This window comes from Chitinophagales bacterium (assembly GCA_041392475.1).
GTDB lineage: Bacteria > Bacteroidota > Bacteroidia > Chitinophagales > UBA2359 > JAUHXA01.
The window spans coordinates 386804-409611 of sequence record JAWKLZ010000001.1; the positions used below are offsets into that span (position 1 = coordinate 386804).

Genomic DNA, 22808 nt, shown 5'->3' on the forward strand with positions numbered 1-22808 from the left:
TCTCATGCCTTTCATCTCCCGTCTAAACTCTAAAAACTCGCCCTAAGCGACAAAATAAAATTCCTGCCCGCACCCGAAATACCTGAGCTATAAGGTCTATACCTTTTATCAGCAATATTTTCGATGCCTGTACTCACCAAAATATGGTCAGACAGTTGATAGGTTCCCTTCAAATTGAAGGTACACCAACTTGGAGAGTATGGATTTCCATTTTCATCGAGCGCATAAATTTCGGTTTTCCCCTGTTCTTCTTGCGTCAAATCTTCAAACTTGCGTTCACCTTGATACACAGCATAGAATTGTAGGTTGAGGCGGTTTTTGGAGTAGGTCAACCTTGACGTACCAAAAAACGGTGCAGCATGTCTTGAAGGACTTTTAGAACCATCATCCAATTCTTCTTCCCCTTTTTGGTAATTGAAGTCCGAAGAAAAACCAAAGCCAGACGACAGTTTTACTTCAATACCTGCTTGCAGACCATATACATTCGCAACTGCTGCATTTTGAATGGCTTGTACTTGACTCAATTCTCCATCATACACAATGCTATCTTTGCCATTCAAAGTGAAATCACGGCGAACCAATGCATTATCAAGCACTGTATAATAGCCTGATAAATCTATTCTCACTGCTTCACCAAGTGTTTTGACCGCTCCAATATCTACATTGTAAGCATATTCTGCTTCAAGGTCGGGATTGGGAACTACAACCGCACCTGGTTCAGAATCAAAGATTTTACCGATGTCGTCCACATTGGGAGAGCGAAAAGCTGTGGCAAGATTGGAGCTGAGAACCCATGTTTCGGAAGGGCGGTGTACTATGCCGATGCTTCCTGTCAAAGAACCTTTGTTGAGATGGGATTCGGTAAATGGAAAAGGGTAGAAGGTGGTGTCAAATTCGGCATCTAAAATGAATTGATTGTAACGCAAACCTGCCTGAATCAAAAACTTATCCGACATTTTGTATTGATTGCTCATGTAGGCGGCAATGGATTGCCAAGTAGCTTGTGGATATCTTGAAGGCCCTTGTTGAACTTCTCCAGTAGAGATGTTCTCGTCAATTCCTGTTGAAGTCACGTCATTGATAACATATTCAAAGCCATACAAAAGTGTGTTTTTAGTACTTAATTCTTTGTTGAAATCTATATTTGCAGAATAGGCTTCTACTTCTTCGGTGCGAATTTCTCTACCCGATTTATTGAGGTCACGGCTGATACGGCTTTCTTCAAAAGACTGCTGTGCCAAGCGAATGGTCATTTGGTCAAAGGCTTTTTTGTTGCTGTTATGGCTGACGTTGAGATTGTTCATCATCCACTTTTGGGGACCATAACCCCACTCCCCATAGCGAGGCAATCCATTTCGTAGGCGGTTGTGGCGGTCGTAGCGTCCATATTCGGAGGTTTGGGAGCGGTGAAAACCGTATTGAAAATCCCATTGCTCGTTTGGTCGGAAGCGTATTTTTTGCATCAAATTGAGCTGCGAGTAAGCAGAAGGAATTTGGATTCTTGGATCTTCATTTTCAATCACTACATCCTCACCATCTCGGCGTTCTACATAAAAAGGCTTCAAATAATCATCAGAGCCATGGCTTCCCATTCGCAAATCGTTGTAATCAAACGAACTGATGCTGCTCACCAATGACCACTTTTTCCAGCCCAAATTGATGTCGAAATGCCCCGTTTTCTCTTTATTGGCAGAAGAATAAGTAGCGATTACCTTACCTGTTGCTAAGGGTTTTTCGGTAAGCGAGAATTGAGGGGTAAGGGTCTGAAAACTCATCACTCCTCCAATGGCATCACTTCCGTAAATTACCGAACCTGGGCCAAAAAACACTTCGGTACTTTCGGTGGCAAAAGGGTCGAGCGAAATGACATTTTGGATATTACCGCCTCGGAAAATGGCATTGTTCATCCTCACGCCATCTACTGTATAAAGCAAGCGATTGGTGGCAAAACCTCTAATCATAGGACTTCCCCCACCTTGTTGACTTTTTTGGATATACACTTTTCCCGATATTCCCAACAAATCTGCGGCTGTTTGTGGATTTTGAAGGGCTGCCTCTTTGGTTGAAATCGAAATGATTTTTGAAGGAATATCACTTGAGGTTTGCCGCCAACGAGAAGCCGAAACTACTACGGCATCTACATAATGTGTTGAAAGATTGAGAAATACTTCAAAAGAAGCCAATTCAAGTTCGGCATAACTTTTTGTGATGGTTTCGTGGGCGATTGTGCGAATTTCGATTTTTTCTACTCCTTTGAAAGGAGTGATATCAGCTTGTCCTCTTACATTGGTAGTGGTAAAAACCCTCGGGTGTTCACTGAATAATGTTACCCATTCGAGTGGTTTATTGCTATTTTGCTCTTTGATGGTGATTATTTGAGAATGAGCATTATAGGACATTCCCAATAACCACAACAGTATAAATATATTTTTCATTGTTGTTGTTTTTTTAAGTTAAACAGAAATATGCCAGAATAGACTTGTAACAAAATTAATTACGAAATTCAATATTCAAGCCCTTCAACAAATTGTTAGTGAATGACTTGAATTTGACGAATAAAGAGTTTATTCTTTTGATTTGTCTAATCTGGTCCAGCCAGTACCCTGCAGGAATTGAACCACAAAAGGCACAAACAACACAAAAGAAATTATAAAAGTCTTTTGTGTCCTTTTGATGTTTTTGTGGTTTAAAAATCAAAGTCTTGCCAATGGAACATTCCGATTTGTCGAAAAAAAAACACAAGACTTCAGTGCTTACTGACTAAGTTATCCAGTCTGTCAAATGGAATAATTTGATAGCAGCATACGTAATGAAATGAAATTCATTGATTGGGAAACTGGATGAACTTTAGAAGTTTCGCCAGTTGAGATGTTTAACCTAATTTTGGAGGAGGTGTAGAAGGAGAGGATGAAAGTGAGAGATAATCAATCGAATGGGTAAAAAACTCTTGTTGGAGGATGGTTTGTAAATCTGAATCCCATTCAAAATTATCTGTGCAATACAATGACTTTAAGTAACTAATGAGTTTGGTTTGATTTTTTTTATTTTGTGAATCATTTCCCAAAGCATAATCTACCAATTCCTTCAAAATATGGTTCAATTCTGTTTCTTCATAATCCCACCAACACCAATAAAATATTGAATCTCCAACTGATTCGCTTTCAATTACATCATACATTTGTTGGTCAAATTCAAATTCTTTGGAGTGTTCCCACTTCAATTTTGTTTTTGCCTCAGTTTTCGAGAATTTCAGCAAGACCAATTCTTCTTTTTCTATCGTGGCGATGAGTTGTGTTTTTACTTGGTTTTTGACAATACTTTTTTGGCATTGCAGCCAGCTGTAAGTGAGGAAGATGGGGGCAATTAGTATGAAAATCAATAATATGCTGGAAAACCTACTTTTCAATGTTATTTATTTGAAGCGTCAAAAATACAAAAAAACGAGTAGATTGCTTTGGGTTTTACCTCATTTGTCGTGTGATTGGTAATTATGGATTGAAGTGTGTTTAAGTAAAACAATTTCAGCCCAAAACCATTTTCTTTTAGTACTTCAATTCGGATACGAAAATTGAAGTAAAGAAACGTTTAATCCAAAAAAAGTACCATGAATTACAAATTTTTTATGCTTTTAGCAATTGTTATTCTTGCTTTTATCGGCTGCAATAGCAACTCTACAACTGAAAACAAAGCAAAGAATGAAGCTGCAAATCCCCCTAAAACGAGGGTAGCCATATCAAAAGACCCTTTTGTAGAAAAAGTGGAAAAAGCGCACAACCGATATGGCTTTTTGTCGAAAACAGCGATTCAGTTTGATATCTTACTCATGTTTGGCGGCAAGGAAAGAATGAATGGTAAAATGACCTTACTGACCAATTCGAGCAAGGGTTTGATTGAACTACAAAATGGAGATAAAATGTACTATGTCAATGACAAAGTATATTATTCACCCGATATAGAAAATGAAAAAAGAGTGCGTTTTAATGCCTATACGTGGTCTTATTTTTTCCTTTTCCCCTTCAAATTGAGTGATGAAGGTACAGTATGGTCGGACTACGAACCTAAAACGATGAACGACAAATCTTATCTAGTTCACAAACTAACTTTCAAGGCAGGAACGGGTGATGCTCCTGACGATTGGTATGTTGTGTATGCAGATGAAGAAAAACATCTAATTGACGTAGCTGCCTATATCGTCACTGCCAATAAAACACAGGCTGAAGCAGAGGAAGATCCTCATGCTATTATCTATAAAAATTATAAAGAAGTGTCAGGTGTCCCGATTGCAACGAATTGGGAATTTTGGGGATGGACTACAAAGGATGGTTTGACCGAACAATTAGGAGAAGCGACTTTGAGCAATCTCAAGTTTGTGGAAGTCGAGGACAATTTGTTTGAAGCACCAGAAGGATTTAAGGAAATTTAAGTAATGAAATATTAATTGAAATCTTGATAATCAATAAACAGACAAAAGATGCAAGACACCAGACGTAAGATTTGTTGCAAAAGCGGCAGCTTTTTTTCGCTCACCTTGCAGCCAAAAATACAAATCTGCGTCTTATATATTCAGAGAGGGAAGTTTTTGACGAATAAATTGCAGTTCATTTGATTAAAATTTTCAAAAATGAAGCAAGCAATTTACTCAATTATTTTTTTGGTTTTCGTTTTTATCTTTACGGTAGTTTCTGTTTTTGCCCAAATTCAAGTGAGTACTTTAGTCGAAGAAATCGATGCATCGGGAGGTGTAAAAGTCGATGCCTATGGCAATGTCGTTGTTGCAGATTTTGGTGAAGCACTTGACAATGCCAATGGCAAAAATGTGTGGAAAGTCACTCCAGAAGGCGAAGTCAGTCTTTTTGCCACAGGTCTTTTTGGAGCTTCAGGAAACGCCTTCGATAGCAAAGGGAATTTGTTTCAAAGCAGCATTGGCACAGGAACTGTTTCCAAAATCACTCCTGACGGCAATCTATCTTTTTTTGCCACAAGCGGAATCAGCTGTAATGTGGGCATAGCAATTGATCCTGATGACAATCTATATGTCTGCAATTGTTGTGGCAATTTTGTTAATACGATTCGCAAAGTTACTCCTACTGGAACAAGCTCACTTTTTGCTTCTGGTGATTTGTTTAGTTGTCCAAACGGCATCACTATTGATAAGGACAACAATCTCTATGTGTCTAATTTTGGTAATGGCAACATTATAAAAATCACCCCAGCAGGAACAATCTCGCTTTTTGCTCAAACACCTGGCACCGCTTTTTCTGTAGCTAGTAATGGTCACATCACTTATTCGCCACAAGAAGATGTACTATATGTAGCAAGTCATAGCACACACAATATTTACCGCTTAGAAATGGATGGCACTATAGAGATTTTTGCGGGAAGTTCGCAGCGAGGCAACGAAGATGGAGCAGCTTTGGAGGCTACTTTTTCTCGTCCCAATGGTTTGGCACTTTCTCATACTGGTGATACCTTATATGTCAATAGTTCGATTCCTACAACCGATGCAGGCGGTCGCCCATTGAATCCTTCCAAAGTGCGGATGATAACAGGTTTGTTACATTCAACGAGTATTGATAAGGACTTAGCTGCAAATTTTGCAGTGAAAATTTCACCCAATCCTGCAAAAAATGTAGTTCAGATAGCTTTTGAAAAAATGCCTCAATCACCCTTTTCAGTCAAATTGCTGAACGCTTCAGGGCAGTTGGTTAAGTCTATTTTTGCAGGACAAAAACCCCTTAGTCAGGAGTTTATTGAAGTAGATTTGAAGGAAATGACACATGGTTTGTATTATGTGCAGTTTGAAGTTGGGAATCGCTCATTTATCAGAAAGGTGATTCTGCAATAGATACCCTTCTAAAGAAGTTAATCCACCAATTTCTCTACCAAATCCCCCATTTTTTTTCGCATATCCGAATTGGAACAAGTGTAGTTGTTCACCATCAATGCAAAAGCAATTTGGTCGCCCGAAGCCGTTTGAGCATAGCCTGTATAAGACCGAACGCGCTCAATATAACCACTTTTGGCAAAAACCTTGTTCGCTGCGGCAGTTCCCTGCAAAAAAGATTTGAGTCCACCATCATCACTTGTGTTCCCCGCAACGGAAAGCGACTCAAAGAAAGTTGGATAATTTGTTTCGTTTCGATAGACATACAACAAATCTCCAAACTGTTGGGCCGTCACGCCATTCATGGGCGACAATCCGCTGCCATCTTCCATAAAAAACCCTTTGGTGTTCACATTGCAGGTCTTCAAGTATTCTTCAACGAGTAGAACGCCATTCTCACGAGTGCCTTTGCCGAATCGGTGTTTGCCCAATGCCTTCAATAAATGTTCTGCAAAAAGATTGATGCTTTTTTTGTTGGTCCAATAGACAATTTTGGAAAGAGGAGGAGAAATGATTTTTGTCAAAAAAGTTCTTTTTAGAGGCACATATTTACCTTCATGCTCCAATATTCGCACTGTTGAATAGCCTTTTCCCGCTTCAATGCCCACTTTGACCAGTTCTTGCTGCAATTGATAAGCACAAAAAAGTGCAGGATTTGAAATGCTACCTTTTACCCTAAAACCTTGACGAGCAGGCGGAATAGTGCCTCGAATATAAGCGATATTGCTGTATGGTGCTGCAAAAATATAGGCATTGTCGCCCGAACCTTTTTCGCCTGATGTTACCCGATTCACTATTTTGAAGTTGGGAATAGAAGGCGTTATTTTGGTCAATTGTGTATTACTGCCTTCTTTTGCCTCCGAATTGAAGTAAGCAAAATATTGGTTTTCATGGAACGACAAGCCGCTTGCCCCTGCTCCATAATAATTGCCCAAATCTTCCCACAACCAAGATGGAGGTACACTTTCTTCTTCAAAAAAACGAGCATCCCCCACCACATATCCTTCAATGCTTTTGATTCCCACTTTGCGAATCGCCCCTACCCACTGCTGCAAAACCTCCTCATACGACTTACCCAAATCATCTCTCGGTGCGCCCAAAGTTGGGTCGCCACCACCTCTGATATAGACATTGCCCTTCAATGTGCCACTTGCATCTACCTGACCATCATACTCCAATACAGTTTCAAATGTATAATCCTTACCCAATATTTCCAAAGCCGTTGCAGTAGTGATTACCTTCATCGAAGAAGCAGGGGCAAGACTTTTTTGGGCATTGTATTGTGCCACTACTTTGCCCGTTTTCACCGATTTGGCGTAAAATCCCCAAGAAGCGTTTTGCAATTCGGGGTCATTTTGAAATTTTTGCAGGGCTTCTTGAAGCGCACCGTTGCTGTTGGAGTTGGGCAGATTGGGGGAGAGGGTAAGGTTTGAGGTGAATAAGAGGAAAGCGATGAAGAAAAGATGGAATTTCATGTTGATAGATAGGTTTTTAGATGGAAGTTTGGAAACTAATTGCGTTTGAAAATAGTTGTTTGTTTATCGAATATAAGCATAATTCCGTATCTTTCCCTTATGAAAGCACTTGCATTGTCCAATTCTGATTTCAAACGTCTGCGTACAACAGATATGCTGTATGTGGACAAAACACAAGAAATACAACGTCTTTTGGAGGATAAAGGAACTTACTATTTCTTGGCTCGCCCACGTAGGTTTGGTAAGTCGCTATTTATCAGTACACTCGAAGCTTTTTTTGAAGGGAAAAAAGAACTTTTTGAAGGTTTGTATATTTACGACAAAATCGATTGGGAAAAGCATGGAAACTACCCTGTCATTCGATTGAACTTTTCTTTGATAAAAAGTGGAGGCAGTAAAGCAGAGTTTGAAGAATCAATCATTGATTACTTAGAAAATTTTTATGCAATTCCTTACAACTTTGACAGACGGTACAACAATATAAAAACCTATTTTTTTGCTTTAGTAACACATATCTATCGTCAAACAGGAAAGCAAATTATTCTGCTGATAGATGAATACGACAAACCGATTACAGACCATATTGCCGATGATAAAAGAATAGAAGACAACCAAGAAATCATGCGGGATTTTTACGATACAATTAAGAATCTCCCAGGTTATTGGCGAATGGTTTTTATCACAGGAATTTCCAAATTTGCTCGTGTATCTGTTTTTTCGGTATTGAACAACCTCACAGATTTGTCAGAGCACGACCCTTTCCACGCCATTTTAGGTTTTACCCGCAGCGAAATAGAACACTATTTTGCCCCACATTTACAGGCTTTTGCTGAAAAGGAAGGCAAAACAGTAGCAGAACTTTTAGACTACCTACAGTTTTGGTACGATGGATATTCTTGGGATGGCATCCACCGAATCTACAACCCCTATTCTGTATTGTCTGCACTCTACTACCAAAAAATTGAAGGTTATTGGTATGGTTCAGGTACGCCAAAATTGCTGGTAGATTTTATTCTGCATCGAACCTATCACAAAAATACTCCCATCAACAAAAATGCTAAATCGTATGAAAATTTAAGAGTAGAAAGCGAGTTTTTCAAAAGCAAGGAATTGGAACAACTAAATATCAATCACTTGCTCTACAATACAGGTTATTTGACCATTGATAAAACAAAGTCGGTTGACATTATCAAAGAGTATTATTTGACCTACCCAAACTATGAAGTCCGATGGTCTTTTACGGCTTATTTGCTTTACTATTTTTACAAGTTGCCCTACGATGAAGTAAAATTGGATGCCAACCGTCTGCGTTCTGCGCTTCAATTGGGTGATATGCCGCAAGCAATCAGTTTGATTCGCCGTTTTTTCAGCAATATTCCCCACGAACTCCGCAAAAATACAGACGAAGCCTACTACCACGCTTTGTTCCAAATGTTGATGATGCTCATAGGTGTTCGCATCAAATCCGAAGAATCGGGTAGTATGGGACGTGCCGATGTGGTTTTGCGGCTTCCCAAAAAAATCTATGTGATTGAGTTCAAACATGGAAAGCTGGGAACAATGGAAACACTCTTGAACAAGGCGATGCAGCAAATTGAAGAAAACCAATATACTGCTGCTTTTGAAGGAGACAAGCGCAGAATTTTGAAGTTGGCGGTTGGGTTTTTGGAGAAACCGAGAAAAGGGAAGGTTTCGGAGTTGGAGATTGATTATTCCTTGAAGTAATTGCTCGATTCTTTTACAAATTCTACCCCTCAAAATCCCTCCCCAAAAAATAGAAATTTATCCCAAGCCTTCCTTCAATATTGCCCTACAATTGAAGGAAAGCAAATTTGTCCAATTTGTAAAATTTTTAGTATTTTTGATAGAAGAGTCAAACGAACATAAATATGAACCAAAGAAAAAGAATACTAAAAGGACACTCCAATTTTAAATACATAGTCGAAAATGGCGGCTACTTTGTAGATAAAACTTTGTTGATTAAGGATTTTTACTACGATGCCGACCATGTTTTGTTGATGCCTCGCCCTCGCCGTTTTGGAAAAACCCTCAATCTTTCGATGATTGAACATTTTTTTGACATTCAAGAAAAGGAAAATAACAATTTATTCAGTGAGTTTCTAATCGACAAAGAGACCGATTTTTGCAAACAGCATCAAAATCAGTATCCTGTTATCAATATTTCTTTGAAAAAAGCAAGAGGAGAAAATTGGGAACGCTGTTATGCTCATATTGAAGACCTAATCACCAATTTGTATAGACATCACGATTATCTTTTGGAATCCAATCAATTGAAGTCGTATGAGAAAAAGGAAGTTGAAAAATTTATCTTGAAAAAATTCAATCAAACAGAGTGTGAGTCGAGTCTAAAAAAATTGAGTAAATATCTCCATATCCATTTTGGAAAAAAATCTATCATTTTGGTAGATGAGTACGATACGCCTGTCATTGGAGGTTATAAAAACGGCTATTATAAAAGTATTATCGGATTCCTAAAAGTATTTATGGGAGATACCTTTAAAGAAAATGACTACCTCCAAAAGGGCTTGATAACGGGAATAATGCGTATAGCACGGGAAAGTATTTTTTCAGAGATGAATAATGTAGGTGTCTATACCATTTTAGACCCATTTTATACAGGTAAGTTTGGTTTTACAGAATCGGAAACACAGGAAATTTTATCTTATTTTAATCTAAAAGATAAACTTGAGGAAGTAAAACAATGGTATGATGGCTATAAATTTGGTACTACTACTCATGTTTACAATCCTTGGTCTATTGTCAATTATATAGATAGAAATAAACAAGGCTTCAAAGCTTATTGGATAAATACAGGAACGGATGCCTTGATTAAAGAACGCATCACAGAACCCGACTTGAACAATACCTACAATACGCTGGAAAAATTGATTGCAGGGGAAAGTGTAGAGAAAAGGTTGGATGAAAATTTCGTTTTTCCCGATTTTAAAACAGATAGGGAACTGCTCTGGACTTTGCTCACCTTTAGCGGCTATCTGACTATCGTGGAAGAAGTCAGTCGCAAACAATACCTCCTACGATTGCCCAATTACGAAATCAAAACGGTTTTTCAAGATATTGTTATCAGTTGGTTGCGTCAAAACCTCAAAGTCAGACGGGAATCGCTGATTGAAACGACTGAACATCTGTTGAACAACCGCTTGAAGGATTTTGAAAGGGGTTTCCAAAAAATCATTGGCGACACTTTCAGCTTCTTTGATACAGCTGGAGAACCTGAAAAAGTGTATCAGGCGTATGTTTTGGGTTTGTTGGCAGTGATTGGAGACGATTACATCATTCGCTCGAATCGAGAAAGTGGGGAGGGAAGGTATGACATTATGATTATGCCTCACAACAAAAGCCAAAAGGCAATCATAATGGAACTCAAACAGATTCAACGAAATAAAAAGGAGTCGGACGGGAATTTCCACAAACGCATCAACCAAACCCTCAAAGAGGCTGCTCAACAGATTGCTCGAAATCAATACCACAAAGAGTTGTTGGCACATCAAATTCCGAAAGAGCAGATTGTGGAGGTGTCGGTTGTTTTTGGAGGGAAAGTGCCTTATGTTTTGCCTTTGGTTTTGGAGTGATTAGTATTTTGAGGGGGAAAGATATGATTTCTTGTTTGTTGAGGGAAAATGCTTTTGGTTCTACTTTTGATAATTAATTAGATTTTCCATACAATAATTGTAAGACTGCATATAGATTGTTACTTCCCCCCAATAAATTACTCAAAGGATGACTATCTACAAAATAAACACTATGGTCTTGAAACCAAGCAGTTTGACCATTATCATAACTTACTTTTACCCAGTTATTGGCTACATCTCCCGCCATTCTGGTATGTTCAATAGTTTGAATAGAAGTTGCTTTAATAAACAATTCTTTATTTTTCTCTTGAAAAAGCTCTTTTCTTTGTCCTTTATAGTAAAGTCCTTCATAATCTAAGAGAAGTAAACCTATAAAAGGATTTCGATTGGCGAATATGCCAAATTGCTTTGGAGAATACCAAATCGTATTAAAAACTTCTCTAAAATTGGAAGAGGATTGAGGTTGATATCGCACATAATTGATTTGCTTTAAGACTTTGCGTGCCATTTGATTAATATTCAAATTTGAGGCATCAACATATTCAAATCTGTCTATAAAAAATAAAGGGAATATTTTCAATATTTCTTCATAAGTAATACGATAACCTATAGGAATAATTTTAGGTTGGTCTGTTTTCTCTAATGCAAAAAAAGTAGCCGCTTCAGCAACATTCCATTTATTAGTTAAATAAGGTTCGCTTACGATTATAACTGCAAATTCACTTTTTCTAATTCCCTCTTGTATGCCCCAAAGTAATGAACTTTTTTTTCTTCTTAGTTTGTCAAGAGAACACCAAACTTTTAATCCTAATTGTTTTAAGGAATTATTAATCTTTTTCGCAAACTCTGCATCTTCATTTGCAAAAGATAAAAACACATCAAATTCATATTTTTTATTGTTTTCTTTTGGTGAACCAGAATCATTCTTGACTTCCTTTTTTGTTAAATTTTCAAGGTTATCTACTAATTCATCTTTATTTTTTCTAAGTGATGAATTATCAGGATTTAAGTATAATGATTTATCTATGTATTTTATTGCTTCTTTATGATTCTGTAATTCTGAATTAATGAAACCTAAATTTGAGTAGATTTCTGACATATTTTTTTGATAATCATTATTCTGTGAATTAGATTTACTCAATTGTTTATAAATCCCTAAAGCTTCCTCATAAGCTTTAAGAGCTGCATTAAACTCACTTTTAGTCTTATATATTGCTCCTAAGTCATTCAAAGTATTTGCTAGATTAAGTGAATATACTTGTGGATTTCCTCCTGCTAACCTTCGATAAATATCTAAGGCTTCTTCATAGTAAACAAGAGCTTTAGAAAACTCTTGTCTACTATTATATAGACTAGCCAAATTATTTAAGATAGTAGCAGCATTAGGTAAAAATACCTGTAGATTTTCCTCTCCTAATCTTCGATAAATTTCTAAGGCTTCTTCATAATAAAGAAGAGCTTTAGAAAACTCTTGTTTATTACCATATAGAGTAGCCAAATTATTTAAAATAGTAGGAACATTAGGTAAAAATACCTGTGGATTTCCCCCTGCTAACCTTCTATAAATTTCTAAGGCTTCATTATAGTAAATAATAGCTTGGTCAAGCTCATTTTTAATATAATATACAGTGCCTAAATTATTTAAAGTCTTAGCTAAATCTGATAAAAATTCTTGTGGATTTTTATTTGATAATCTCCGATAAATATTTAAGGCTTCTTGAAAAACTTTAAGGGCTATATTAAATTCGCTTTTACGCTCATGTATTGCACCTAAATTGTTCAAGGTGTTTGCTACATTAGGCAAAAATATTTGCGGATTTTCCATTGATAATCTTCGATAGATACCTAAGCCCTTCTCATAAGTTACAAAAGCATCATTCAAGCGATTATTTTTATTATAAGAATTTGCTAATGCATTGACTAAATCAATAGTATTATCTTCTTTTAAGCATTTTAAAGCACTTTCCCCAAAGGGAATTAAATAGGTTTGTAGTGCTAAATCGCCCTTTGCTCCATTAAGTAAGCGTGTAAGAGAATCAAGATAAGGTCTATATTCTGCTTCATAATCTTTAATATTCCATTTTTGAAGGAGGACTTGTTGTAAAATTTTATTCATAGCATACATTTTACTTCCATCCTCCTGTTCTTCTACACTTAACCAACCTTTTTGCCTCAATTTTTTAGCAGCATTTATGTACCCAAACCACTCCACATCGTCTTTTTCAACATCCAGTTGCCATAAAGACAAAATTCTTTCAACGGGAATAAAAATAGATGGAAGTAAAGTCCATAATCGCAGCAATTTTTCCTCTTTTTCAGACAATTCACCTAATTGAAAAATCTCTATCAAATAGGAAAATACCTGTTCGATGGTTCTGCCCTGCTTGTGGGGACTTTGTATTGCGGTTTCATAACCTAATTGAAGGCTATTTTGCAGCTTTTGCTCCAATCGGAATAGGGGAATTTGGAGGTGTTGAGCAGTTTTTGCGTATAACTCTATGGAAAGGGTATGGTAGCTTAAAACACTGAGTATATTTTGAACAGTAGCGATATCTTTTTGAGTCACAGGCTTATTATAATGTAACAGAAACAATTGATAGGCATCTGTTTCACTTAGGTAACTCAATCTTAATTGTTCACAACCTTTTATTTCATGCCGAGAAGTTACCAAAACTTTCCAATGAGGAGGCATAGGGATTTCTCGAAGTGTCTGTAATTCAGAGGTAGCATTGTCTATCACCAATAGATTATTTTTCTCGGGCTTCACAATTTGCCGCATTGCCGCAAAAACCGTTTTCAATTGATCTTTGGCTGACAATTTGCTGTCTTGAAAATTCAATTGTAGGGAACTCAACAATCCCATATTATTCAAAAAAATGGATTCGGGGTTGTTGTCGTTTTGCGTCAGCCAAGCAATGTGTAGGTATTTGTCTTTGTTTTTTTCGACATAAACCTGCGCTAAGGTCGTTTTCCCGATACCCCCCATACCACTTATCAGCACAATTTTGTAACTTATATCAGCAGCCAAAATTGCCTTCTCCAAACGCTTCAAATCCTTTTCCCGACCAATGACATCCCTCAGGTCGATAGGAGGGATAAAGGTAAGGTATTCAGGTATTTGGCTTTCTGAAAAAGTATCGTTATTGAGAGAAGAAAGTAGAGTTTTCCGATTTATAGATTCCCAATTCCTTATCCTTTCTTCCAACTCCTTAGGAACATATTTCAATATATCTGGGTCATTAACATCCTCCGTAAACTCTAAAGAAATATTTGCCTTTTCCAAGCCCTTTGAATCGGTAGAAAGAGTTTTGAAGTAGAGTGATAGGTAGTTTGCTTTTTGATACGCATTGCTTTCTTGTTTTATTTTCTCAATGATAATTCTCTCCATTTCTTGTGCATCGTACACGCTTTTTGCCCACAAAGTATGGATATTATAGACATTCTCTCCTATTTGGGATTTGTTTTGAAGGGCGTATTGTTCGATGAAAAAAGCCACTTTTTTTCTTATTGGAGGAGCTAACAAAGCACTCAATTTTTTTCTCTTTTCTTCTTCTATACAAAACAAGTCTGCTCCAATCACTTTACATATTCCCGATAAAATCAAATCAGAAACCACGATGTAAGAAGCCTGTTTTTGAGGGGTTTTGTGTTTGTAAGCTCGAAAGTTGAGCCAAAGTTTGTAGAGCAAATCGGTGGAAAACAATAGAGGTTGGGCAGCAAAGTACAAAAATTCTTCGTAACCTTCTCCCATTTCACAAAAATGGGCAATTTGTATGTCGTAAGTAGTATCTGGCATTTTAGAAATTATTTTCCTCGAAGTGTATTGATAGCAGTTTGCAAATTGTGTTGGGTGTCCAAACCAAACATGGGAATCAATCGGGCAATCCTTTCAGCCGTTGTTCCCACCCACCTTTTTTCGGGCATTGGATTCAACCAAACGATTTTCTCCGTTACTTTTTTGATTTGCAAAATAAATCGAAGTGTCTTTTTGAACCTTGCCGTAGAATTTCCGCCTCTTGCAGCCCCCGCATCGCTGATGATGATGACAGAGGAATAGATAGATAGAAAATTGTCGATTATATCATCTGTTTTATCATAGGCAGTATGAGCCGTATTTTTGTAAACGTATTCTTCGGGTATGTTGTAAAAATAGTATTGGGCAATCTGTTGTTTGTTGGCTTCTTTGTGGGTTTGAAAGGCATCTTTTAGGGCAGTTGCAAAAGTCTCTGCCAACTGTTCAAAAGCAATCATCGAACCGCCATTGTCTATCAACAACAAGACATTATTGACCACTCTTTCTTTTTTTTGAAATACAGGCTGAAAACCCACTCCTTTCTCTGCAAACGCTTGAATGCTTGCTTCTATGTCTATTTCTTGCTGATTTATCGAAGCCTGTTTGAGGGGCAAAAAACGGCAGACTTGCAGCATTTGCCGCTTGCTGATGTCAAAATAATTGTTGGAAAAAAAGAATTTCTTTTTGGGTTTTTGTGAGGTGGACAATTGAATACTTTCGCCGTCGCCACTGCCCAAAACATATTTTACCAATGAAGTTTTGGGAAGATTGTTGAGTTGATTTTGCGCCTTATTTTCTTCTTCTGATAAGGTGTTTTCATTGAGTTGTGGGTCGTTGAAATCGGGTTCATTGTTTGAATTTTCCACGTCTTTTTCCTCTTGCTTCGCATCTTCTTCTTTCAAGTTTTTGTTTTCCCATTTTGTTTTCTTGAATTTGTCCTCAAATAAACTTTTGAAAACAAATTCGCTTTGATTGGGTTTTAGCCACAACAATTTACACAAGCGAAAAAGTCTATTTTCTTCTGCCAAACCCATTTCTTTATTCATACCAAAACCACCCTGCAAAGCATCCATCAAGGCATTGTATTCCGCAATGCCCAGAGAAAAACCATTCTTACGCAAAGCAAGGAAAAAATCGTATAAGGGAAGAGAAGGCTTGCTAAAATTCATCGTTCTCCATTTTTTGATTGGCTTCAATGGTTTTCAACAATACTTGCTTGAAGGGAATTTTTCCCGTATTGATTAAATCCAATTGTTCGATTAAGCGATTTTGAGTTTTCGTTCTGTTTTCAGCATTGGGCTTGTCGGCTTTGACTTGGGTGTAATAATCAATCATTTTGAACCAATCAATCAATTCACTTGTAGAAGGTTTTTTGTCTGTATCGCTGAGGTTTTCCCTGATTTCAGAAAAAAGTTCCAATGCTTTTTCAACCACATCTTCGTCCACGCTTTCGATGTGATGCTCGACAATTTTCGCCAATTGTTCTTCTGGAAAATTGATAAAGTGAAAAATGCAACGCCTCAAAAATGCAGGAGGCAGTTCTTTTTCTTGGTTGCTCGTAATGATGACCAATACATCGCTTTGGGCTTTTATCTCTCCATCTTTGCCGAGTTCTTTGATAAAGAAAGTTTTGTTTTCCAACTCCAACAACAAATCGTTGGGAAAATCAATATCCGCCTTGTCGATTTCGTCAATTAACAAAACGTTGGGCTTGTTTCCATTTTGCGGCTGGGTAAACGCATTTGCCAATTTTCCGTATTCGATGTATTCCTTGATGTTCTCCGTTTTTTTATTTTGTGCATCGCCCAAGTTGGCATGATAGAGTCGCTTTAGGGCATCGTATTGGTAAATCCCATCTTTGGCTTTGGTGGTCGATTTGATGTCCCAACGAAAATAGTGATCTTGCATTTTTTCTCCATGTAGTTCATAAGCAACGACTTCCGCCAAGCGTGTTTTGCCACAGCCAGGTTCACCCATCAGCAATAGTGGGCGTTTGTATTGGAGGGCAAGGGCAAGGTTCACCGCTTCTATCAATTCATCTGAAGCCCAATAATATTCCAAGCCCAATTCATGTTCTTTCTCTGTTGGGTTCTCAAGCGCATTGCCATTAAAAGTTAATATTTCAGCCATTTGGATTTGTGTTTATCGAATTCTTGACCAATTTCTCTACAAATATAATAAAGGACTTTTTCGGGATGTCCATTTCCACAGTCTATTAAAAGTTGTTCAATTGTTTTTTCTTCCAAATTAAAACAATCGCAAATGTCTTCTTCTGCCAAGCCCAACCAATCTTCAATACATTTGTTGGTCAATGCCTGTATGGGAGTCAATGCAATGAATTTTAAGAGTTGTTCTTGCTTGGCTTGAAAGGCTTTGGTTTTAGATGAAAAAATACAATATTGGGAATAAGGGTCGCCTATTGTTAATTCATCTTCAATAAAAAAGAAGATACATTTGTGAATTGTAGAGGACTTTATTTTGGTGAAAAAATAATCAATGATGTCCACGAATGCTTCAAAATCTTCCGAATGAATCAAGATATTGACATTTTTGATTATCAAAATTTGAGAGGCAGTTTCTATTTTTTCAAGCAACACTTCCTTGATTTGATGCCTGTGAACATCAATGGATTCAGATTCGTCGTATTTTTTTACCCCAATATTCAAAGCCAGATGCTGTACCAAACTCGATACATTGAATTGAGAACTTTTTAGGTCTATGGTGATTGGAGGGTGAATGGGTTTTTCTGTTTGGTAGTGGTAAATCAGCCTATTGTAAAGCCAACTTTGTCCATAGTTTTGTTCGGCTCTAATCACAAAGGGAATAATAGGCTTTTTGCTTTTGACAATCGCTTTGAAATACTTGACTTGAGAGGTAAAATTGAGATTGCAAAGAAGTTGATATATTTGGTCGGAACTGTCGGGCTGCAAAAATTTTTTGTCTTCATTTTCCGCATTTATCAGTTCTTTGTTTCTTTGAACAAATCGTTGTAAACGGCGGCAGAAAATTCTTTTATCGAAGTTAAGAGGAGGTGATATAAATTCATCATTGAAGGCATTGTAAATGGGGTCCTCCTCAAAATATTTATCCAAGATTTCGAATGCTGCGTCCAAATCTTGGTCAATAAGGCTTTTTATTTCTTTTACAGTCATATTAGGTGATTAATTTCACATTTTTCTCTTTACAAATCTTTTGAGTTTACTTCTGTAAGTTGCTTTATTGAAGTTGTCTGGCCTTTCAAAATACTCGTTAGCAAGGTCATTGTAAGTACCATTGCTGTCTCCAAAGACTTTATCTAAAGCATCTAAGGCTTCATCAATATCTTGGTCAATAAGTTTGATAATTTCTTCTTTGGTCATTGTATCTATATTTTCGTTTATAGGAGGCTCAGGTTTAACAATTATGCTTTTCGCTGTTGCAATATTATAAGCACATATAATAAAGTCTTCTGCACCCAAATTTTCTATTCGTTTGAAAACTGGGTTTTGTTGGTGATGATATTTACTCAACGCTTTTTCTGATACTTTTGCAGGGACATAGTTCATTAAGTCGATTAGCCTCACCCAACCATCTTTTCGTATGTTTTCTGCTCCACTTAGGCTTTCCAATAATACTTGGGTAAACAATCCATTTGTTCCCAAATCCAAAGAAGTTTCATTGGCTTGACAAGAGGTTAAGATTACACGACCACTTCCTTTCTTCATCTCTCCTGCCCCCCCTCTTTCTACAGGCGAATCATTGAACTCTGTATCTAATTCTTCTACAAAACCTTTCAAAAATTTAGCGTTCAGAGCATCTAAGTTTTTCTCTACAGGTATGTTTTCGGCATGGCAACAGTCTAAAGCAATCATACTTTTTTTAGCTCTTATTTCAGTGATTTTTTGAGCAAAGTGTTTAGAAAGCACTACTTTATCCTCATGGAAGGTTCTGTTTTTTCTCCATTGGGATAAATCAAAATCATAAGGAACTAAAAAATAGTTTGTTCCATCTGTTTCGCCATGTCCCGAATAATAAACTAGAACAGAAGCATTGGGGTCATTCTTCGTTTTATTTGCCAAAGTATCTAAGGCATTTAATATATTGGATGCCGTAGCATTTTCTTCTGTAAGTTGGATAATGTTTTCTTGTTTGTAGCCCGCTTTTTGAAGATTGGTAAAATGGGAATTTAAGGCTTCAATATCTTTTAAAGTGCCATTTAGTGGTCTTACTTTGTTGCTCCAATGCTCATAACGAATACCTATTAAAAGTGCATAACCATGTTCAAAATAATTAGTATCTGGCATATCCGTGTTTTTTATCAAAGACTTTTCTTCTGGTTTAGAAGCCATTTCGGTATTTACAATATCCATTATTTCTTGTACTACTTCTAAATAAGCCGATTCTTTAGAAGCCCAAGTACTGATTGCCTGTTGGTTTTTGGGTAAAGGGCTTAAGTCTTTGAGAGTTGGACTAATATTCCATAAACAAGGGCGTAATATAATAGGAATAATAAGTTTTTCAGATGTTTTGGCAATTTTCAATTGCTCCATTGCATCATCGTCATTGAACAAACTGGCAGAAATCAAACAAAGAACAATATCTGCTTTTTGCAGTTCTCGTTCAATTTCCTTTTTCCATTCTCTCCCTGCATGAATCCTGTTTTTCCCCCAAGTATCAATAAATTTTTCATTGACCAACAAAGCCAATTGCTTTTCCAATTCATTGCGCCATGTATTGTCTTCATCAGAATAAATATAAAAAACGGAATAGGTGTTGTTACTCATACTTTCTATTATTGTATTAAAAGCCAATAATAAGATTTTTCACCAAACTTAACAAATTAAGAGCATATTTATCTCAAAATAAGTTACTTGAAAAAATACTTTAACCCAACTTACAGTCTAAAAATCATATATTATCAATGACAATCCCAATTATACAACACCCTATCAAAATCCCGTTTCACCAAATCCTCCTTTCGAATAAAAAAATTAGCCACACCCACATCTCCCCACATAATCTTGTCTGCATCAGAATCTAGCTGAAACAACAATTGATAGTCTGAAAATTCTGGCTGATTTTCCCGAACTTCATTTTGAGTAAAATAAGGAAAACCACCCACTTTATGCCCTATCCCGAACTCTTTGTCCAAATACAAATCCTCCAATAAATCTGCAAAATCACCTTTCACCACTTTCTGAAACAAAGGTTGGATCAATTGATGGTATTCTAAAGAAGGGTAGCTGGGATAATCTTGCTTCAATTCAAATTCCAAACTCAAAGGTGACACCATCAAGGGAGAATATTTCCAATCACTTTCATACAATTCATCGAAGTCATTGCGGGCTTCAAAATCCAATGTATCAAAAAACAATACCCTCCAATCTTCTTGTTTGCTCGGCTGTCGCAAGTTTAAACCATGAAGATTGTCTTCGCCAGTCACATAGAATTGTAGTAACCCTTCTGTGGGATATGGCGACAAATTAGGCATCTCTGCAAAATTCAACTGTGCCAACAACCGGAGGGGTTTACCTTCTTTGCTTGTAGGAAAATTTTGATTTGCAGGAAAATAAGGGAATCCACCAAACTTGCTGTTTATGAATGTAAGCGGTTCTGTTTTTGAAGTGCGGATGTGAATGTAAGTTTTAGCAAGAGCATCTATTTGTGGCTGTAAATCTGCTAAAATTTCTTTAGGATCAACTTCCGAAACTTGTTTCCCATCTTTTTGGGCTATTCGATTGATAAATTCTTGAAGTAAACGAATCATGTGCTGTTAATTTATGAGTTATCAAATTTACAAAAATTAATTCATCCATATCATTCATCAATTGCGATTCATTTTTTTAGCTTTGTAGGTCGAAAAAAATACAAACTATGGCAAAAATACCTTCGAATCAAATCGAAAAACTGATAGCAGACCACTTCAATAAAGACGAATTGCAGGTCAATCGTTTTTACACAGTTGGCAAAGTACCTCCATTGACCATCCTACGGATGTCACAGCAATTCCCAGGATTGAACTTGGCAAGAGAAGAAATATTCTTGTTTTATGACAACAACTTGGGTTCAACTAATGGCGGTTTTATTTTGACAGATAGCAATATACACTTCAATAAAGGGTATTTGGCAATTGATAAAATCGAACAATTGTTTGACGAATCAGGCAAATTGAAGCTGCCATTGCTCGATTTGAAAGAAGACATGAAAGATAAACTGCAAAACCTATTTTTGGCAATTGCAGCGTATGACGAAGAAAAGGATCTAAACATTGTTCGTTTTGGCAAAAGTGAAAAGGTAAAAGAGCAAACGGAAGAAAGCGGTGGAGCTGCTCCAAAAGACAAAATTTCACCCGAACAAGCTATTGAACAAGACATTGTAGATGAGGCTTATCTGCAAATGTTGCGACACGAAGGAGAAGTTTACCTCGACCTTTGCAAGAGATTGGACAAAGACAAAATCTTCAAAGAAACCATTCGCAAAATGTCGAATGATTCGGATATCATTGTCAATGACCCTGATACAAAAGAATTGTTTATACAAGACATTATCCGAATCTACAATATGTGTACGGCAGTAGAAACCGTCAATTCTCGTCGGGTGCAGTTTGCTTTGGTGTATATGTATGAGCGACTGTTGGGCAAAGGCGATATGGGCGATGCCATCAAATTGAGCCGCATCAACGATATGCTGCAAAATCCCAATTTTGGCGAAAAAATAAAACTGCTCCAAGACTTCAAAATCTTCAATGTCAAAGGGCAATTTCCAAACGAAATGCTGCTGCCTGTGATTCTCTCCAAATTGGGGCATGAGCTATTTGAAGAAGTATCAAGTCATTTGTACCGTTTTGCTTCAATCATCGTGAAAGCCGATGGAAAAGTGACCAAAGAGGAGGAAAAAATATTGGAGAAGATTGTAAAATTATCACAAGAACCCAAAAAAGCGATTGCCAATGTGACACAAGTAGAAGTGGACGAAAATGAATCTATGGAGGATGTTTTTGCTGAACTGAACGAGTTGATTGGTTTGAAAAACATCAAAGAAGAAATCAAAACGCTGATTAACTTCCTCAAAATCCAAAAATTGCGGGAAGAAAAAGGTTTGGCTACTTCGAGCAGAGGTTTGCACATGGTTTTTATGGGACCTCCAGGTACAGGAAAAACTACGATTGCTCGTTTGATTTCTCGCATTTTCAAGCACTTAGGTATTTTAGAGCGAGGTCACTTGGTCGAAACCGATAGAGCTGGACTTGTAGCAGGTTATATCGGACAAACGGCTTTGAAGGTCGATGAAGTGGTGAAAGCGGCACTTGATGGCGTATTGTTTATTGACGAAGCCTATGCTTTGGCGAGAGGAGGAGGTGACAAACGAGACTTTGGCTCAGAAGCAGTTGAAGCCCTATTGAAGCGCATGGAAGATTACCGCAAACGCTTGGTTGTCATTGTGGCGGGTTATCCCGATGAAATGGAAGATTTTATCAAGTCCAATCCAGGTTTTCAATCTCGTTTCAATAGATACTATATTTTTGAGCATTACAAACCACAAGAACTGCTGGACATTTTCAAGATTTTTGCTTCAAAAGCGGACTTTACCCTCTCTGAAGATGGCGAAGAAAAGCTGATGTTTATTTTTGAAGAACTCTACGAAAAACGCAATTCTTCGTTTGGTAACGCCCGTGTTGCCCGCAATTTATTTGGCGAATGTGTAGAACGTCAAGCAAATAGGTTGGTTAAAATTGCCCCTTTGACCAAAGAGATATTGATGACCCTTACCGAAGAGGACATTCCACCTGTTAAAGAAACCGTAGAACGCATCTTGGTATTCGACCCACAAAAAAAAAGTAAATCCGTGACTCAATCTGACCAATCCCCACAAGCCAATGAGGAAACCATGAAGCAGTTGGGGCATTTGATGAACATGGCGGACAAGGATACGGAATACTATGAAGGTGAGCCTATTGATGATGGTTCGGCGGACGAAACGGAGGAAGAAAAGTAATACTTGTATTATTTTGTCAATCTAATCCGAGCAGAATCTTGGAATACCGAAGTTTGGGATTTTTCCATCAA

The 22808-nt window shown here is 37.3% G+C and carries 14 protein-coding genes; 5 read left to right on the plus strand and 9 right to left on the minus strand.

Features of this window, described 5'->3' with window-relative positions; all coding sequences use genetic code 11:
- Positions 1-29: 29 nt before the first annotated feature.
- Both R3E32_01360 and R3E32_01365 read right to left on the minus strand, forming a co-directional pair.
- On the minus strand, positions 30-2435 hold the full coding sequence (locus R3E32_01360) for a TonB-dependent receptor (protein MEZ4883353.1): 2406 nt from the start codon (positions 2433-2435) through the stop codon (positions 30-32).
- A 437-nt stretch (positions 2436-2872) separates the two neighbouring features.
- Positions 2873-3406, minus strand: coding sequence for a hypothetical protein (locus tag R3E32_01365; protein MEZ4883354.1), 534 nt, complete (start codon positions 3404-3406; stop codon positions 2873-2875).
- A gap of 198 nt (positions 3407-3604) precedes the next feature.
- Between R3E32_01365 and R3E32_01370 the strand changes: the two genes are divergently transcribed.
- Entirely contained in the window at positions 3605-4423 is an 819-nt protein-coding gene (locus R3E32_01370; protein MEZ4883355.1) for a DUF6503 family protein, read from the plus strand.
- A gap of 198 nt (positions 4424-4621) precedes the next feature.
- Entirely contained in the window at positions 4622-5845 is a 1224-nt protein-coding gene (locus R3E32_01375) for a T9SS type A sorting domain-containing protein (protein ID MEZ4883356.1), read from the plus strand.
- Between the two features lie 17 nt (positions 5846-5862).
- Here the strand turns inward: R3E32_01375 and dacB are convergent, their stop codons facing one another.
- Positions 5863-7359 carry a D-alanyl-D-alanine carboxypeptidase/D-alanyl-D-alanine-endopeptidase gene (dacB, locus tag R3E32_01380; GenBank protein ID MEZ4883357.1) on the minus strand — a complete coding sequence of 499 codons (1497 nt, stop codon included), beginning with the start codon at positions 7357-7359 and terminating at the stop codon, positions 5863-5865.
- A gap of 99 nt (positions 7360-7458) precedes the next feature.
- Here dacB and R3E32_01385 point away from each other — a divergent pair, with 99 nt between their 5' ends.
- Together R3E32_01385 and R3E32_01390 are read left to right on the plus strand one after the other, a co-directional pair.
- On the plus strand, positions 7459-9084 hold the full coding sequence (locus tag R3E32_01385) for an AAA family ATPase (GenBank protein ID MEZ4883358.1): 1626 nt from the start codon (positions 7459-7461) through the stop codon (positions 9082-9084).
- A gap of 164 nt (positions 9085-9248) precedes the next feature.
- On the plus strand, positions 9249-10970 hold the full coding sequence (locus R3E32_01390) for an AAA family ATPase (GenBank protein ID MEZ4883359.1): 1722 nt from the start codon (positions 9249-9251) through the stop codon (positions 10968-10970).
- Between the two features lie 73 nt (positions 10971-11043).
- On the opposite strand, the gene R3E32_01395 is transcribed toward R3E32_01390, so the two are convergent.
- From R3E32_01395 to R3E32_01420, 6 genes are all read right to left on the minus strand, one after another.
- Positions 11044-14766: a tetratricopeptide repeat protein gene (locus tag R3E32_01395; GenBank protein ID MEZ4883360.1), complete on the minus strand. Its 3723-nt coding sequence runs from the start codon at positions 14764-14766 to the stop codon at positions 11044-11046.
- 8 nt (positions 14767-14774) lie between these two features.
- Positions 14775-15932 (minus strand): hypothetical protein, encoded by a 1158-nt coding sequence (locus tag R3E32_01400; protein MEZ4883361.1) that lies wholly within the window; start codon positions 15930-15932, stop codon positions 14775-14777.
- Positions 15922-16893, minus strand: coding sequence for a MoxR family ATPase (locus R3E32_01405; protein ID MEZ4883362.1), 972 nt, complete (start codon positions 16891-16893; stop codon positions 15922-15924). The genes R3E32_01400 and R3E32_01405 overlap by 11 nt, the downstream gene beginning before the upstream one ends.
- Positions 16878-17915: a hypothetical protein gene (locus R3E32_01410; protein ID MEZ4883363.1), complete on the minus strand. Its 1038-nt coding sequence runs from the start codon at positions 17913-17915 to the stop codon at positions 16878-16880. Before R3E32_01410 ends, R3E32_01405 begins: the two co-directional genes overlap by 16 nt.
- Before the next feature lie 15 nt (positions 17916-17930).
- Entirely contained in the window at positions 17931-19526 is a 1596-nt protein-coding gene (locus R3E32_01415) for a caspase family protein (protein MEZ4883364.1), read from the minus strand.
- A 134-nt stretch (positions 19527-19660) separates the two neighbouring features.
- Entirely contained in the window at positions 19661-20509 is an 849-nt protein-coding gene (locus tag R3E32_01420) for a DUF1963 domain-containing protein (GenBank protein ID MEZ4883365.1), read from the minus strand.
- 107 nt (positions 20510-20616) lie between these two features.
- On the opposite strand from R3E32_01420, the gene R3E32_01425 reads away from it, so the two are divergent.
- Complete coding sequence (locus tag R3E32_01425) at positions 20617-22737, plus strand: AAA family ATPase (protein ID MEZ4883366.1); 2121 nt, start codon at positions 20617-20619, stop codon at positions 22735-22737.
- Positions 22738-22808 lie beyond the last annotated feature (71 nt).